The organism is Leptospira kmetyi serovar Malaysia str. Bejo-Iso9, assembly GCF_000243735.2.
Taxonomy (GTDB): Bacteria; Spirochaetota; Leptospiria; order Leptospirales; family Leptospiraceae; genus Leptospira; species Leptospira kmetyi.
This window is the reverse complement of the sequence record NZ_AHMP02000003.1, coordinates 3,690,994-3,705,474: the sequence shown is the minus strand read 5'-3', so window position 1 is coordinate 3,705,474 and position 14,481 is coordinate 3,690,994. Positions and strand designations below refer to the sequence as shown.

The window sequence follows — 14,481 nt, the reverse complement described above, 5'->3', positions numbered from 1 at the left end:
TTTCGATTCCGAAAGAATATGCGGATTTTTGAAACTAATCCGGCGTTTTAAACGAGAACCGTTTCGAAACTTTCGATCTTTTGAATCTGCTTCATCGTCAAATCCACGTCGTCCCATCCGTTTCGAATCCGATTCACTAAAGAATCCGCCAAAACGAACTCGTATTTTTTTCCGTTTGCAATGACTACTAACGCGTCCAAGTCTATGTAAACTTCCGCATTCTCCCTTTCGTTCAAGAAGGAGAGAATTTCCTCGGTTTCTTTTTGGGAAAGTTTGACCAAGGCGATTCCGTTCTTCGCGCAGTTTCCGAAGAATATATCCGCAAACGAAGGAGCGATCACCGCTTTAAACCCGTAATCCGCCAGAGCCCAGGGCGCGTGTTCCCTACTGGAACCGCATCCGAAATTCTCCCCCGCGACCAAAACGCTCGCGCTTCTATAACGAGTTTGATTGAGAATAAAATCCGGATTTTCCTTTTTACCTTCCTCGTCCGTATATCTCCAGTTGTGAAACAGATGAACTCCGAAACCGGTGCGTTCCGTTTTTTTCATAAATTGTTTCGGAAGAATCTGATCCGTATCGATGTCTTTTCGATACAAAGGAACCGCGGTTCCCGAGTGGCTTGTCCATGCTTTCATACTTTTTGTTCCTCCAATTCTTTTGCGGTTCCGAATCTTCCCAAAACCGCCGCGACCACAGCGCTTTCGGGGCTGACCAGATGCGTACGACCTCCTCTTCCTTGACGTCCTTCGAAGTTGCGATTGGAAGTGGACGCGCATCTTTCACCGGGAAGCAGATAATCGTCGTTCATTCCGAGACACATGGAACATCCGGGCAATCTCCACTCAAAGCCGGCTTCGATCAGAATCCGATCCAAACCTTCCGCTTCCGCTTGACGTTTGACTCTTCCCGAACCGGGCACGACGATCGCGGTTACGTTAGACGAAACCTTCCTTCCTTGCGCGGTTTTGGCGGCCTTTCGGATGTCTTCGATACGAGCGTTGGTGCACGAACCGATAAAAACCTTGTCGATCTTTACGGAACGAAGTTCTTCTCCCGGTTTTAATCCCATGTATTCGATGGATCTTCTCGCGGCGGCTCTCGCTTCCGCGTCCGAAAAAGAATCCGGATCGGGAACCTTGGATAAAACCGGAACGACCTGTCCCGGATTGGTTCCCCATGTGACCATAGGAGAAACTTCTTCCGCGTTCAATACGATCGTTTTGTCGTAAACCGCGTCCTCGTCGGACTTTAAGGTTTTCCAATATTCCACTTTTTGATTATACTCTTCGCCTTTCGGAGAATAATCCTTTCCCTTCAGATAATCGAACGTGGTCTGATCGGGAGCGACAAGACCGGCTCTCGCACCCGCTTCGATACAAAGATTGCAAAGAGTCATTCTTCCTTCCATGGACATTTTGCGGATCACATCGCCCGCGTATTCGATCACGTAACCTTGACCGCCGTTCGTTCCGATCTTACCGATCAAGTAAAGAGACAAGTCCTTTGCGGAAACGTCCGAAGAAAGTTCTCCTTCGATTTTGATCAAAAGGTTTTTCGATTTTTTCAAACGGATCGTTTGAGTCGCAAGAACGTGTTCGATCTCGCTGGTTCCGATTCCCAACGCAAAGGCTCCGAACGCCCCGTGCGTGGAAGTGTGAGAATCGCCGCAAGCGATCACGGTTCCGGGTAACGTAAGCCCCAGTTCGGGTCCGACGACGTGAACCACTCCCTGATCGGGATGATGGATGTCCAACAGCTCGACGCCGAAGTCCGCGCAGTTTTTGGAAAGAAGTTCCATCTGCTTTCTGGAAATTTCTCCCGCGCCGTTCCAATCCCGATTTCTCGTGGAAACGTTATGATCCATGATCGCAAGCGTTCTTTCCGTTTTCCGCACCGATCTTCCCTTTTCCTTCAAAGCCGTAAACGCCTGAGGAGAAGTCACTTCGTGAAGAAGATGTCTATCCACATACAAAATGTCCTCTTCTCCGTCCTTCACGACGACTCTGGATTCCCAAATCTTATCGTATAATGTTCTGCCCGTCATATTTCCTCCCGATAAAAAGAAGATAGCAGATCCGATCCCATAATGCAAATAAATAGGATTGATTGACAGTATAACTAAAAGTTATAGATTTAGATCCGATGGAATTCAGACAGATCCGATACTTTCTCGAAATCAGGGACGCGGGAACGTTTCAAAAGGCCGCCGGAAAATTGGGCCTCACACAACCCGCACTTTCGCGTCAGATTTTTCTTTTGGAAAAGGAATTGGGAACCTCCCTTTTCGAAAGAGGCCCTAGACAAGTGCGTTTGACGCACGAAGGCGAAGTATTTCTAAGTTACGCGATCCGAATGAAGGAACTTTGGGAAGAATTAAGATCCGGAATGAAAGAACCTGGCCGCGAACTTTCCGGGGAATTTTCCATATCGGCGGGAGGAACCGTATCCGCGTGGATTCTTCCTCCGATCTTAAAAAAGATCCGAAAGGATCATCCCGATCTCGTACTTTCGGTGCGCGAAGGAGATTCGTTGGAAACAAAAGAATCGATTTTGTTAAACGAAGTGGATCTGGGAATTCTTACCGGACCCGTAAACGAACCCGGACTGATTTCCAGAGAATTTCTTTCGGATCGGATCTTACCGGTCGCGCCGAAAACACATCCGATCTTTCAAAAGAAAAAACAAACCCTAAAGGATATCAAGGATGAATCCTTCGTGTTCTTTCATCCCGCGTCCGCCATCCGGAAAGCAGTGGAAAAAAGGATCCGTTCTCTCGGAAAAGAATTTCGTCCTAAGATCGGAATGGAACTGAGAAGCGTCGAGTCCGTGATCAAAAGTATCGAAGCGGATCTTGGAATCGGTTTTTTATCCGAGTACAGTCTCACTCCGAAACTCAGGGCGATTCCGATTCCGGAACTGATCGTGGAAAGAAAATTCTTTCTTTGTCATAAGAAAACGATCCGCCCCGGTTTGTCGAAACTCGCGGACGCGATCATACAAGAATCAAAACGGTTATAAACTAGATCACTTACAAGAGTTTAGAATACCCGAAACTCTAGTTTTCCAAAACGTATCGGGACCTTCAAACGGCCAAAACCGATTCAGATCGGATGCGAGTTGATGCGCCTTCCGTGATAGATAAAAATCCGTGGGACACCAATTGAGCAAATTTGCATACAACATCGAATCTCCGAATAGAGCCGAAGCAATCACGGCACGATCCTCCAGCGCATTGGTCGAAGAATAATAACTCAGAAACCCGGAAATAGGATGAATGAGGTCGGTCCACTGAGGATAATCGTTCGGAGAAAGACTTCCGTATTGAAAACCCGATGGATTCAACAAATACCAATCCGGTTGCGTATAATAGTTGTATCCCAATCGCGCAAAATCCACGTTATGCGTAAGTTCGTGATGAATCGTGGAGATCAACTGATCGTCGCAATTGCAACCGGGAAGCGATTCTCCAACCGATAAGATGATCGAGTTCTGATTCATAGCATTGGAAAGGCCTTTGGCTCCTCCGCTTGGAGAAAGAATGTATTTAACGAGAAAGATTTTTTCCGCTCTTCCTTTGATCCAATATCCTCTCGGATATTTCGCAATTTGTGCACGCAAAAGAGATTTGTAATATTCCAAATCCTGATCGGTATAACTTAAATCGAAAGAATACGAACTATTCGGAATTGTAGGCGGCACAGCGTGGGTAACGATCTCGACCTCCCGGTCATAGTTTTCCGCACGATCCTGCTGAAACAGCAAGGATAATAGAAAAAAGGAAGAATCATCTTTTTCCTTTTTGGAAGAACAGCCCGTAATCAACGCGGCAACGGAGAAAGATACAATCATCAAAACCTTGAGCATACAAGAGAATACAAGTCAAGGTCGTTCAATTTGTCTCAGTTGATAATTTGACCGATCATAGATTGGAACCATAGGTTTAAATCAAACCTTTGTTTTGTTAAAAATTTTTGACACGCAGTCGTTTAACAAAAACTACACTTTGATCGAAGTGAAAAAATCCCGAACGTCTTCGGCGACTTCTTGAGGAATTTCCCATTCCGAAAAATGCCCTCCTCGCTCCATAACGGTCCATCGCCTAACATCGTAAAAACGCTCCGCCCATCTGCGAGGAGCGGGAACCGTGATCCCGTCGCGCAAGGGCATAATGATCGCGGTCGGCAGGTTTACCTTTCCGCTCAGGCCGGGATTGCGACCCACTTCCCGATACAAACGAATCGAAGCGGCGCCCGCGCCTCCGAACCAATGCAAAGAAAGATTGTCCAATAACTTATCTCTTCCGAAATGTTTGTCGAGATCGCCGTTGCAATCTCCCCATCTTTGAAACTTTTCAATGATCCAACTTGCTAAACCGACGGGAGAATCCGCAAGCGCGGGCGTTAAGGTTTCGGGACGAAGTCCTTGCAAACTTGCATAAGAAGTTTCTAATTTAGCCCAAGAAGCGACCTTTTGTTGATATTCCACTTCCTCTTCGGAAAGATCGTTCGGCAAAGGAAACAAGAACGGAGTAATTCCGGTACGATGTAAACCGAGAATCTGATTCGGATATTTGAGTCCCAACTGTTGTTGCACAAGAGCCCCTTGATCGGAACCTCGCGCAGCGTATCGCGCATAACCCAATTCTTCCGTCATCAACTTGTGAACCAAGTCCGCGATCCGCGTAAAACTCATTCCGTGTCGCGTTGGAATCTCCGAAAATAAATAACCGGGTAAAGAAACGGCCACAACGTCAAAGGTAAGAATGGAATCGTTTTGAAATTCGGTAAGAAGCGGAATGATATCCGACATCTGGATAAAACTGCTCGGCCATCCCTGCATCAATAAAAGAGGAATCGGATTTTTTCCTTTTCCTTTCGTATGAATAAAATGAATTTTTGTGTCTTCGATCTCGGCGATATAGTGATCGAGTTTGTTGATTTGTTTCTCACGGGAACGCCAATCGTAGTCGGTCGCCCAATATCGCATCAGATCGCGAAGATAATCCGAATCGGTTCCATCGGCCCAGTTTGATGTTTCGATCGACGTAACCCATCGTGTTCGTTTTAACCGATCCTTAAGGTCTTCGATCTCCTCGTCCGGAATATGAACCGTGAATTCGGAAACGGAATTCTTTTTGCCCAAGATTGATACCTCCGAACACGGACGAAAGACGATTTGCGAAAGTCCATCAATAGATTTCGCCTAACGTCCTATTCTTTTTTAAATTATACGGAAGAATCTTCTTCGGCATCAATACTTTTTTGACTTCGGGAAATTCTCGACAAAGTCAAACTATAAATCCGGAGTCAAACAATCGATCGGATCGTTTAGGCCAATCGCGCCGCCTCCTCGTCCGAGACCTTATAGGGACGCATTTTTTTGAGATCCATAAACAAACCGTGGAACTTAGCGGAACAAACCAGCGCTCCGTCCGACACGCGAAAAAGATCCTGAATCGTTAAAACCCTACTTCCTTTTTGCGCTTCGAAACGAGTGGTGATGCGAGCCGTATCGGGATATTTTAATTCGAGTTTATACTCGAGTTCGGCCTTTAAAATTACGGGACCGATGTTTCTTTGTCTGAGTTCGCTCAAACTCAAACCGGTTTCGTCGAAAGCGGCCACTCTCGCTTCGTGAAAGTAACTCTGATAAACGCCGTTGTTTACGTGACCGTTCTCGTCCTGATCCGTCCAGCGCACTTTGAGCGTATGAGAAAATAACTTAATTTCCTTTTGAACTTCCTGTTTCTTTTCAAGAGTTTCCATGATCTTCTCCTATGGTAGAACAGTCTGTCTACCTTTTGGAATCCTACAAAAAGGTAGACAATTTTGTCTACCTTTTTACGCTTCGGTTATTACGGTCCGAAAATCCATGAAACAGGCGACTCTCAAGCAAGATCCCGCAAAGGAAAGAATTCTCAAAGCGACCGTAAGACTTTTTTATGAAAAAGGTTATTCGGACACGGGGATCAACGAAATTCTAAGCGAAGCGGAAGCGTTTAAAAAAAGTCTATATCGTTATTTTCCTTCCAAGAAGGATCTCGGGATTAGTTATCTTACCTTTCAGGAAAATCAGATCATCGGCTTAGCCGAAATCATGATGAATAAATACGACCAATATCAGGACTTTGTCGAGGCGTGGATTAAGTTTATCCAAAGGAGGCTCCGAACGACGTATCGTTTCGGTTGTCCTCTCGCGAACTTTGCGGTGCAAACGCGTCACGAACCCGAGCTCAGAGAAAGAATTTTGGAATCCATCGATCGTTGGAACCGAAGTTTTACGATGTATTTTTCCCGTCCGATTTGGAAAAAGAAAAAGTCCCTCAATTCCAAAACAGCTCTTGAATTTTCCGAAAAGGCTTTGTTTTTATACCAAGGCGCGATGCAACTCTACGGAGCCACCGGGAATAAGAAGTTCATCGACCGCTTGGAAACGGAACTTCTGAAACTGGAAGAAGCGATCTGAAGATCACATTCAATTTTTCTAAACTTCCTTTCGTAAGAAGAATCAAATCCGTTTTCGAATATATGACATCTTTTGCGTAGCTCGGTAAGAATCCCGTAAAAGCGAAAAAGACGTTTCTCAAAAACGACTTGCTGTGGAATAATAAGGAAATAATTTTTTATCCAAGAGCGAATTCTTCCATGCCCGTAAAAAAACAAAAAGCAAATACGATCTCTTCGCGTTTTCAAAACCCGAAGGTCGCCGAAGTTTTTAAGGAATATCCGAATGCGGTCCGTGAAAAATTATTGGCTCTTCGAGAATTGATTTTTGAAACCGCAGGTTCGATCGACGGTGTGGGAAATTTGGAAGAAACCTTAAAGTGGGGGCAACCGAGTTATCTGACTCCGACCACAAAAAGCGGAAGTACGATCCGAATCGACAAACTCCCCGCGCAAGACGATCGATACGCGATCTACTTCCATTGTCAGACGAACTTGGTTTCCACCTTTCGAGAACTTTTTCCGAAACGATTCGACTTCGAAGGAGATCGTGCGATTCGTTTAAACGTAAAAGATCCTCTTCCTAAAAAAGAACTCGGCGTTTGTATCTCTCTCGCGCTTACCTATCATCTGGATAAAAGAAAAAAGAAGTAGAATCCTCCGAAACGAAAGAACGCGCGCAAGCGCAACGCGATCCTTTCGCTCCGAAAATGTTTCGATTCTAAAGATACGTTCTTCGTTTCGAAAATTCTGAGATAGAAAATTCTTACGCGTTACGTTACGCGGGAATGATCTCCAATTCTTCATCGTCCGTATCCGTTTCCACGTTTCTCGCTTCGCGGTAGGTCATCCATTTTCCGGTTTCGGAATCGATCACCTTACAACGGGAAGTCGATTTAAAATAATCTCCGAAAATCGTATCCCTTTCCAAAACGTGTTCGCCGTAAACGGCTTTGATTTCGTTCAATGCGCGTTTCAGATTGTAGAACGGAATTTTCATATGAACGTGATGCGGCATATGAATGAAAATATTGTGAAAGAAGAAGTTCATAACGGGATTGATATGGTAGTTGATGGTTCCTTTCATCTGTCCGTAATAAGGAGTCCATTCTTCCTTGGTTTTCCAAGGGATTTCGGAATGGATATGATGAACGTAAACCGTGATTCCCATAAAGTAATTCCAAGCGATAAAAGGAACCAAACAAACCTTCGTAAACATCCATAAGCCCGCGCCCGCGTCGAAAACTCCGTTTGCGGAACCGCCGAAGTAAAAAACCAAACCGGAGGAAGCCAACGCGAAAGAAATCATAATCCACTTGTCCCTTCCCGCTTCCTTCATTGGAGCGGTGAAAAGGACCATTCCTTTCAACCAAACCTCGACCATATAATAAAAGCCGCCACCCCAAGCCGACCAGAAGAATCTATGCATCAATTTTTTGAATATTCCAAATTTAGCATATTCTTCCGCTGTCGCCGGATGCCATACGAAATCGCCTTGTCTTTTGATCGTATGTCCGTGGTGGATTCTGTTGTGTCCGTACGCCCACTGATTGAACGCGTGTAAGGAAGGAAGCATTGCGATTTGTCCGATCCAATACTGGAGAAATTTACTTTTGAACAATGCTTCGTGCGCGCAGTCGTGACCGACCACAAACAAGGCCGCGATCGTCATTCCCGCAAAAAACCATAAAAAAGGAAGAATGTACCAGCTGTCCACGTTCCAAAGGAGCGTGATGACCACTCCGAAAAAAAACAGATCTCTCAAAAAGTAACCGATCCCCTTATAGGCCGGATTTGCAAAAGTTTCATCCGACAGGGTTTCCCGAACCGAGCCAAGGGTTTCCTTCGGCGCAGGGTTGTTTTTAATTTTCACTTCCATAACGTTCTCCTTAGCGAACGGCGTTCACTTCATTAATGAACGATGTTCGCTAATTGTTCAGATTCTGGCAAGAAAAAAATTCAGGTGATTTGTGACAATTTGTGGGAGTTCCTACATTTTTGATTTTTGAAAAGACTGGACCGAAGGTCAAAATTCAGAATCTGGAACGAAATTCTTTCCATTCCGGTTCGGAAATCCGATACAAAACGTGTTTGGAAAGAATATGTCCCGATGGAAGATTCGGATGAGAAAAAGAACCCGCTTCTTTCAAACCGATTCTTTTCATAACGGACTGGGAACGCGTGTTTAAAACGGAAGTAAACGAAACGATTTTCGAGAATCCCAATTCCTCGAAACCGTAACAAAGACAAACCGACGCGGCCTCGCTCGCGTAACCCCGATCCCAAAACGGAGAAGCGAGCCTCCAGCCGATTTCGACCGCCGGAGTAAACGCGGCTTGGAACGAAACATTCATAAATCCGGTAAAGCCGATCCATTCTCCCCCGGACTTGGATTCCAAAACCCAAAGACCGTAACCGAAATTTTCAAAATGAGATCGGACTTTTTCTATGAATTTTTCGGAATCGTCCTTGGTTAAGAGTGATGGAAAGTATTCCATTACGATCGGATCGGAACTCATTCGATAGAACGGCTCCAAATCCTCGTTCCTCCATTCTCTTAAGATCAACCGCTCGGTTTCCAGAATCATCTTTCGGTCCTTGAACGAAATCGAAGTTAGTCCGAACTCGCTTTTCGTTCTAACAAACGGGAAAATCGTTTTTTCGAATTGGAATAGAAAGAAATTAAGTATTGCCAAAGAAAATTCAGCCGATAGTATGGACAAAGAATTCCAGTTATTCAATCGATTTTCTAACTTCTAAAACGTAGTCCTATCTTAAAGTTTGCTCTTCTTTCTAAGTCCTGCATCTCTAAAATTTTTCTACTTCCCGTCGCTGGGAAACGCTGTTTTTAAATCAAGATAACTTGATCTAATTCATAACGACACGAGGAAAATATGTCAGTTAATATTTATGTAGGAAATCTCTCTTACGATCTCAACGAAGGCACGTTAGGTGATCTTTTCAGAGTACACGGAACCGTGAACTCCGTTAAAATCATCACCGATCAGTATTCCGGAAAATCCAAAGGTTTCGGCTTTGTCGAAATGCCGAACAAGGATGAAGCGGACAAAGCGATCAAAGATCTGGACGGAAAAAACGTTCTTACTCGCAACCTGAAAGTAAACGTTGCTAAACCGAAAGGCGAAAGATTCTAATTTAGTAATTTACGAAATTATTATCTTAGAAAGAATTCTTTCTTTCGTTCAACCGCCTTGGAGAGAAATCTTCGGGCGGTTTTTTTATGGGTTCGGGGGATCGCAAAAGTTTTAAACTTCATGGATTGCTTTAACGTAAGAATTTCATTTTCTCGTATATCAATAATAAGGTTTTGATGCATTGGAATCGCCCCATTAAAAGAACGCCCGACCATTCTAACGTAATGAGCCGGGCCAATACACACGATCAATTTGAGCTATGAATCTAATATAGCTTTCCTAATATTCTATAATTAATATCCGCAAGCAGAAGCCGCCTTGCAAGTAGAGAGACTAGAGTAGCACAATGCAGAATTAGTACAGGAATATCCGTTTACTCCCCCACATCCTCCCGCTGCGCCGACGAAACTACAAGTTAAAGAACCGGCCGCGTATATTGTCAATGATGTAGTTCCAGTCAAAGTCGATGAGGTTCCATTTCCCGTCGTCAATGTCGCAGTGAAAGAAATCGAGTATGGGCCGCCCTGAACCGTTGGAGTACCAGTGATTTGACCCGTAGACGGGTTTAAACTGAGCCCGGCCGGTAAATTTGAACTAACAGTATAATTGCTAAATTTGCAATTTGGATTATTTAAGATTGCCGACTCCGAGGTTGAAGCAGACGAGAATTTCAATCCAAAAGAATTAATTGGAGTTCCTACTTGTCCGCTTGCGAAAGAAGTGGAAATGACCATCTTGATATCCGAAGGACAGATAGATGACGCTTGGGCAAGTCCTAATATTAGCATATTAGTATCTTCCTTTTTATCCTTACCATCATCACAGGATACAAATAGAAAAAGCGAAGTGAGCAAAATAAGTTGTCTTATTTTCATTTATTTTTCCTTTAAAAAAGTTTAAAAGCGTAAGATAGCGTTTTGGTTGAATCAAATCCGATAAACGGATCTAGATTCTTCTAATGAATTTTTCTTAGAATTCCCACCGAAACAAAATAGACTGCAGTTCATTTTTATATCGTGCAGCCAGCTGAATTGTCCTTTTAACACATATCTTTTGAGTTGATTTTTGACGGACCCTTTCCAGTCTTTAGATCAACTAATGCTTTTCCAATAACACACTGGTATTATTTTAATACTATTGTCAACCAAAAAAGTATTATTATCGGACTCATTTTGAAAGAACAAAAAGATCGATTAAAAACAATACTCTCTGATTTCAAAGGCAATCAAAAGGAATTTGGGGAGACAATTGGCAAATCTAAGCAAACCATCAGCGGTTGGATGAGTGGAAGATTTCCAATTCCTGAAGATGCCGCAATAACCATTGAAATGGTTCACGGTTACAGAAGGGAATGGATTCTGACCGGTGACTTACCCAGTAAAATATCTTATCAAGGCTATCGTGAAAAAATAGCCGACATCGATGCCGAATCGAATCTCCTTCGCAAAATTAGATCCAATAAGAAGTTAAAAGATCTGGTCGAGGTCTTGGCGGCCTTACCCAAAAAGGACTTTGAAATCGCAAACAAACTCATTCTTAGTCTCGCAAAAGAAGATTCGAAAGAAAACACATTACCGTAAATAATTTCCGTAAGTCTGAGCTAAGATCAAAGCCCGATCAATGGCGGATAGACTTTCGTTTTTACAAAGTTCGTTATTGTGAATCATCATTTTCATCACAATTTTCTCCTTTCGAGTCAGCTCTTGCTGTCGATAGTATTTTAAATCGATCATTCTCGTCATAAAATTAAAGAATGGTCGAGTCAATCTATGAAACGTTGGTAATCTCGGTTCGATAAGACTAAAGGCCGGAATTCGGAATGCGTTACAATTTAGAATCGCGATCGCCCAGATTAACATCCCCGTGATGCAACAAATCGCCGCTTGACCTCTCGAAAATAATCCCTTTGCAAGTGGATTTTGAGTTAAAAACCAGCTTAACCATATCAATGGAGAAACTAAACCAAAAACCATCAAAGCGGAGGCCACACGAGTTTTTCCTCGTGTCTTCCAGGTTTTAATTCCATATTTACCGATCGCGAAGAGAAATATTATTAAAGCATAAAGTAGGATTGCGGGATATATCCAATTAAAGCTGATTTGAACATACTCTTCCTGTCTTGAAGTTATCGTAAAAACTCGAATAAAGGCACATTCTAAAAATAAATACGCAATCAATGCAAAGTGCGGATAAAAAATATACGGGTTCGGTTTATACGTTCTTCGTCGATAAGAATCCGAAATCAAAAAAATAAAGAATGGGACTGGGACGCTCACTGCAACCCCTAAATTAACAACAAGCTTTACGTACTCGTAAGGACATAAATCTCGAACTATAAACGATAAAAACCAAAATCCTAAACAAGCTCCAAGCAAACCAAAATGAATCTGAACGGGTCGTCTTGGCTTTGGATAAAATACATAAAGTCCTAATATAATAGAGAATATTCCTGCGCTAAAGTTTAGAAAAAGAACCTGATGAAACGAAAAATACAACATGAATATTGTTTTATTCTTTAAAAGCCGTTTTAATCAACTTTTTTTCTTATTAGCCCGAATTTCGCATTAATATATATATGAATTAATTTATATTCTTAATCTAATAAAAAAATTATTTTTGCGAAGTTCATTTCTTTTTGATTGATAAGATATTTTGTTTTTCTGCATATAAAAATGAATTTTCTATTTAATAAGTTTATATATAAAATTAAAAACATTCTTTAGAGTTAGAATTCAGAAAGCTTTGAGATCAAAATCAAATATTATGTTTAGTTTAAATATAGAAGAAAGAATTTAGCCCGAATTCTCCCATTATGCCCTGTAGTAATTTATAAGTTAAATAAGACTTCTATAAATCTCAGGGATGCATCAAGAACTGATAACTCTGTGGCTTAGACTTGGGTATTTCTCAACGTATAGCCGTTTCGAAATTTTTAGAAAATTGAGAACTCTTATGTTGACCCGTTCAAAGTGCAAGGTTCGAACTTTTCAAGAAGAAATATTTTTTAAGACTATGAGTGTCGGCAGTAAACAATAGTCTTATAGATTCATTTTATATTTAAATCAAGACATAGATGCAAGAAGATCCAAATTATCTCTTTATCTTGAATATTGAAACAAATAGGAACTGAGGGCGCTCGCTCGGTAAAGCAAACGCCATTCATAAAAAGCAAAGCAACCCTAAAGAAAACATGGATCGTAATTACGATCTTACGGATTCATTTTTCCAAAGGATAATATACTTTTATCTCTTCTTTTTCTTTACAGGCGTCGTTTTTTTCTTAGCGACAGGTTTTGACTTAGCGGAAGAAGCCGCTTTCTTGACTTGCGCCTGCTTCTTAGCTGAAGTGTGTTTTGCCGTTTTGGATGAGACGGACTTGGAAACACCGCTTTGCGGACGATTAGCTAAACCTTGTTTCGTCGAACCACTTTCTTGTTTAGAAGATTCTACTTTTCTAATAATCGGTTTCGGATCCTTATTCTCCTCAGCGGTAATCAAATCGAAAAGACATTCGATTCCGAGAGGACCCATAAACAAATTCAAATGTCCCGCTTCGGGAAGCTCCACGTCGTCGAAATGACCCAGACGGGAATTCTCAGAAGGAAGAATGATCTGATCCTTCTGTGTGAAAACGGATTGCACGTTAGGCAACTTCTCGAAAACCTCTCCGACTTCTCGGATGAATTTCGAGTTTGGCATCATCTGCCAACAACAGATAAAAAACGGCGCGAAGTATGCGAGAACCGTTCCGCGCACGGGAGTTCCCGCGATGAAAATTTTCTTAACGCGATCTCTTCCTTTGTAGGTAAGACCTGCGGAAATCAAACCGCCCATCGAATGACCTACGATGTAACAGTCCTTAATGTTCTTTTCGATCAGAAAGTTTTCGAGGATTTTGCTTTTGGTTCGGATATTCCCGACTTGAAATCCGAGCGGAATCACGTAAACGGGATGACCGTTAGCGGAAAGATGTTTGAGCATCGGTTCCCAGGAAAGAGTTCTTCCTAAAAATCCCGAAACCAAAACGACGGGACGTTTATCACCTTCGGGAGAATCTTCGAGTTGCGTGAAAATTCCGATGATCGCGTGCCAGATATAAAGAATCGTATACCACTTTTCCATAAGAATCTGTAGGAAAGGGTTTCGAACGGAACGATTGTCGGATACATAGGCGAGATGATCATTCATGAAGTTGCTCCCGGTGGATTCCGGTTTTAGGTATTATTTTCTTCGAGCAACTACTTGAAAATCAAAAAACGAAGGGAAGAATTTTTCCGGGACATTACGATCGTAACGAAAACGTTCCCGGAAATTTTATAAGGATGAGAATCTATTCTTTCTTAAACTTTAAGGAAGCGGAATTGATGCAATAACGCAACCCGGTCGGTCTCGGTCCGTCCGGAAATACGTGACCCAAATGTCCTCCGCATTTCGCGCAGAGCACTTCGGTTCTTACCATTCCGTGACTGGAATCTCTTTCTTCTTCGATCGAACCTTCTTTCGCGGGTTGATAAAACGAAGGCCAACCGGAACCGGATTCGTATTTGGTTTCGGAGGAGAATAGAACCGCGCCGCAAGCCGCACAAACGTAAGTTCCTTTTTCGTGGTTTTTATAAAGGGCGCCGGTAAAAGCCATTTCGGTTCCCTTCTGTCTTAAAATCTTATATTGTTCCGGTGTGAGTTCTTTTTTCCATTCTTCTTCGGACTTATTGACTTCGTAATTCATCTTTCCTCCTTTTTGGTTCGATTTGTTCGGATCGCCGTTCGTATCCGCACAACCGTAGAATAACAACCCGACCGTGAGCGAGAGAGCGAGTAAAATCCTGTTTGTCATATCGGATGATTCGTTTTGAAAGTTGGACTGGTTACGCAAAAAGAAT

15 protein-coding genes and 1 pseudogene are annotated in these 14,481 nt (G+C 42.7%); 5 read left to right on the top strand and 11 right to left on the bottom strand.

The annotated features are described in order from the left end of the window. Positions 1 to 47 precede the first annotated feature (47 nt). The gene (gene leuD / locus LEP1GSC052_RS19790; protein WP_020985624.1) at positions 48 to 638 is read right to left on the bottom strand and encodes a 3-isopropylmalate dehydratase small subunit; all 591 of its coding nucleotides are present in this window, start codon (positions 636 to 638) and stop codon (positions 48 to 50) included. Then, positions 635 to 2,047: a 3-isopropylmalate dehydratase large subunit gene (gene leuC, locus LEP1GSC052_RS19785; protein ID WP_010575935.1), complete on the bottom strand. Its 1,413-nt coding sequence runs from the start codon at positions 2,045 to 2,047 to the stop codon at positions 635 to 637. Before leuC ends, leuD begins: the two co-directional genes overlap by 4 nt. Before the next feature lie 98 nt (positions 2,048 to 2,145). Between leuC and LEP1GSC052_RS19780 the strand changes: the two genes are divergently transcribed. Next, positions 2,146 to 3,021 carry a LysR family transcriptional regulator gene (locus LEP1GSC052_RS19780; RefSeq protein WP_010575936.1) on the top strand — a complete coding sequence of 292 codons (876 nt, stop codon included), beginning with the start codon at positions 2,146 to 2,148 and terminating at the stop codon, positions 3,019 to 3,021. A 6-nt stretch (positions 3,022 to 3,027) separates the two neighbouring features. On the opposite strand, the gene LEP1GSC052_RS19775 is transcribed toward LEP1GSC052_RS19780, so the two are convergent. The 3 genes from LEP1GSC052_RS19775 to LEP1GSC052_RS19765 all read right to left on the bottom strand — a co-directional run bounded on the left by LEP1GSC052_RS19775 (position 3,028) and on the right by LEP1GSC052_RS19765 (position 5,768). Beyond that, positions 3,028 to 3,852, bottom strand: a complete 825-nt coding sequence (locus LEP1GSC052_RS19775; protein WP_244265289.1) for an LIC13305 family lipoprotein — start codon at positions 3,850 to 3,852, stop codon at positions 3,028 to 3,030. A 147-nt stretch (positions 3,853 to 3,999) separates the two neighbouring features. After that, positions 4,000 to 5,145: an epoxide hydrolase family protein gene (locus LEP1GSC052_RS19770; protein WP_010575938.1), complete on the bottom strand. Its 1,146-nt coding sequence runs from the start codon at positions 5,143 to 5,145 to the stop codon at positions 4,000 to 4,002. A gap of 185 nt (positions 5,146 to 5,330) precedes the next feature. Next, on the bottom strand, positions 5,331 to 5,768 hold the full coding sequence (locus LEP1GSC052_RS19765) for an acyl-CoA thioesterase (protein WP_010575939.1): 438 nt from the start codon (positions 5,766 to 5,768) through the stop codon (positions 5,331 to 5,333). A gap of 106 nt (positions 5,769 to 5,874) precedes the next feature. On the opposite strand from LEP1GSC052_RS19765, the gene LEP1GSC052_RS19760 reads away from it, so the two are divergent. Next, positions 5,875 to 6,468 carry a TetR/AcrR family transcriptional regulator gene (locus LEP1GSC052_RS19760; protein WP_010575940.1) on the top strand — a complete coding sequence of 198 codons (594 nt, stop codon included), beginning with the start codon at positions 5,875 to 5,877 and terminating at the stop codon, positions 6,466 to 6,468. A gap of 179 nt (positions 6,469 to 6,647) precedes the next feature. Beyond that, the gene (locus LEP1GSC052_RS19755) at positions 6,648 to 7,100 is read left to right on the top strand and encodes a DUF1801 domain-containing protein (RefSeq protein WP_020985824.1); all 453 of its coding nucleotides are present in this window, start codon (positions 6,648 to 6,650) and stop codon (positions 7,098 to 7,100) included. A gap of 124 nt (positions 7,101 to 7,224) precedes the next feature. Here the strand turns inward: LEP1GSC052_RS19755 and LEP1GSC052_RS19750 are convergent, their stop codons facing one another. Together LEP1GSC052_RS19750 and LEP1GSC052_RS19745 are read right to left on the bottom strand one after the other, a co-directional pair. Continuing rightward, entirely contained in the window at positions 7,225 to 8,325 is a 1,101-nt protein-coding gene (locus LEP1GSC052_RS19750) for a fatty acid desaturase (RefSeq protein ID WP_010575942.1), read from the bottom strand. A 154-nt stretch (positions 8,326 to 8,479) separates the two neighbouring features. Next, the gene (locus tag LEP1GSC052_RS19745; RefSeq protein WP_040913760.1) at positions 8,480 to 9,034 is read right to left on the bottom strand and encodes a GNAT family N-acetyltransferase; all 555 of its coding nucleotides are present in this window, start codon (positions 9,032 to 9,034) and stop codon (positions 8,480 to 8,482) included. Between the two features lie 306 nt (positions 9,035 to 9,340). Here LEP1GSC052_RS19745 and LEP1GSC052_RS19740 point away from each other — a divergent pair, with 306 nt between their 5' ends. Next, on the top strand, positions 9,341 to 9,601 hold the full coding sequence (locus LEP1GSC052_RS19740; protein WP_010575944.1) for an RNA recognition motif domain-containing protein: 261 nt from the start codon (positions 9,341 to 9,343) through the stop codon (positions 9,599 to 9,601). Between the two features lie 293 nt (positions 9,602 to 9,894). On the opposite strand, the gene LEP1GSC052_RS21125 is transcribed toward LEP1GSC052_RS19740, so the two are convergent. Then, positions 9,895 to 10,335 carry a putative Ig domain-containing protein gene (locus LEP1GSC052_RS21125; protein WP_240631112.1) on the bottom strand — a complete coding sequence of 147 codons (441 nt, stop codon included), beginning with the start codon at positions 10,333 to 10,335 and terminating at the stop codon, positions 9,895 to 9,897. Between the two features lie 438 nt (positions 10,336 to 10,773). Here LEP1GSC052_RS21125 and LEP1GSC052_RS19730 point away from each other — a divergent pair, with 438 nt between their 5' ends. Further along, a complete protein-coding gene (locus tag LEP1GSC052_RS19730) occupies positions 10,774 to 11,181 on the top strand; it encodes a helix-turn-helix domain-containing protein (RefSeq protein WP_010575946.1) in 408 nt (135 codons plus the stop codon). On the opposite strand, the gene LEP1GSC052_RS19725 is transcribed toward LEP1GSC052_RS19730, so the two are convergent. The 3 genes and pseudogenes from LEP1GSC052_RS19725 to msrB form a co-directional block, all read right to left on the bottom strand. Then, on the bottom strand, positions 11,173 to 12,099 hold the full coding sequence (locus LEP1GSC052_RS19725) for an LIC10906 family membrane protein (RefSeq protein ID WP_020985723.1): 927 nt from the start codon (positions 12,097 to 12,099) through the stop codon (positions 11,173 to 11,175). The two genes, LEP1GSC052_RS19730 and LEP1GSC052_RS19725, sit on opposite strands and share 9 nt — an antisense overlap. Before the next feature lie 934 nt (positions 12,100 to 13,033). Continuing rightward, positions 13,034 to 13,789 (bottom strand): annotated as a pseudogene (locus tag LEP1GSC052_RS19720) (esterase/lipase family protein); the annotation flags it as partial. Positions 13,790 to 13,931: 142 nt separating this feature from the next. Beyond that, on the bottom strand, positions 13,932 to 14,327 hold the full coding sequence (gene msrB / locus LEP1GSC052_RS19715) for a peptide-methionine (R)-S-oxide reductase MsrB (protein ID WP_010575949.1): 396 nt from the start codon (positions 14,325 to 14,327) through the stop codon (positions 13,932 to 13,934). Between the last annotated feature and the right edge of the window lie 154 nt (positions 14,328 to 14,481).

Bases quoted from the DNA above. Each gene is read 5' to 3' on its own strand.
- leuD (WP_020985624.1), bottom strand. From the start codon at position 638: ATGAAAGCATGGACAAGCCACTCGGGAACCGCGGTTCCTTTGTATCGA.
- leuC (WP_010575935.1), bottom strand. From the start codon at position 2,047: ATGACGGGCAGAACATTATACGATAAGATTTGGGAATCCAGAGTCGTC.
- LEP1GSC052_RS19780 (WP_010575936.1), top strand. From the start codon at position 2,146: ATGGAATTCAGACAGATCCGATACTTTCTCGAAATCAGGGACGCGGGA.
- LEP1GSC052_RS19775 (WP_244265289.1), bottom strand. From the start codon at position 3,852: ATGATTGTATCTTTCTCCGTTGCCGCGTTGATTACGGGCTGTTCTTCC.
- LEP1GSC052_RS19765 (WP_010575939.1), bottom strand. From the start codon at position 5,768: ATGGAAACTCTTGAAAAGAAACAGGAAGTTCAAAAGGAAATTAAGTTA.
- LEP1GSC052_RS19760 (WP_010575940.1), top strand. From the start codon at position 5,875: ATGAAACAGGCGACTCTCAAGCAAGATCCCGCAAAGGAAAGAATTCTC.
- LEP1GSC052_RS19755 (WP_020985824.1), top strand. From the start codon at position 6,648: ATGCCCGTAAAAAAACAAAAAGCAAATACGATCTCTTCGCGTTTTCAA.
- LEP1GSC052_RS19750 (WP_010575942.1), bottom strand. From the start codon at position 8,325: ATGGAAGTGAAAATTAAAAACAACCCTGCGCCGAAGGAAACCCTTGGC.
- LEP1GSC052_RS19745 (WP_040913760.1), bottom strand. From the start codon at position 9,034: ATGATTCTGGAAACCGAGCGGTTGATCTTAAGAGAATGGAGGAACGAG.
- LEP1GSC052_RS19740 (WP_010575944.1), top strand. From the start codon at position 9,341: ATGTCAGTTAATATTTATGTAGGAAATCTCTCTTACGATCTCAACGAA.
- LEP1GSC052_RS21125 (WP_240631112.1), bottom strand. From the start codon at position 10,335: ATGGTCATTTCCACTTCTTTCGCAAGCGGACAAGTAGGAACTCCAATT.
- LEP1GSC052_RS19725 (WP_020985723.1), bottom strand. From the start codon at position 12,099: ATGTTGTATTTTTCGTTTCATCAGGTTCTTTTTCTAAACTTTAGCGCA.
- msrB (WP_010575949.1), bottom strand. From the start codon at position 14,327: ATGAATTACGAAGTCAATAAGTCCGAAGAAGAATGGAAAAAAGAACTC.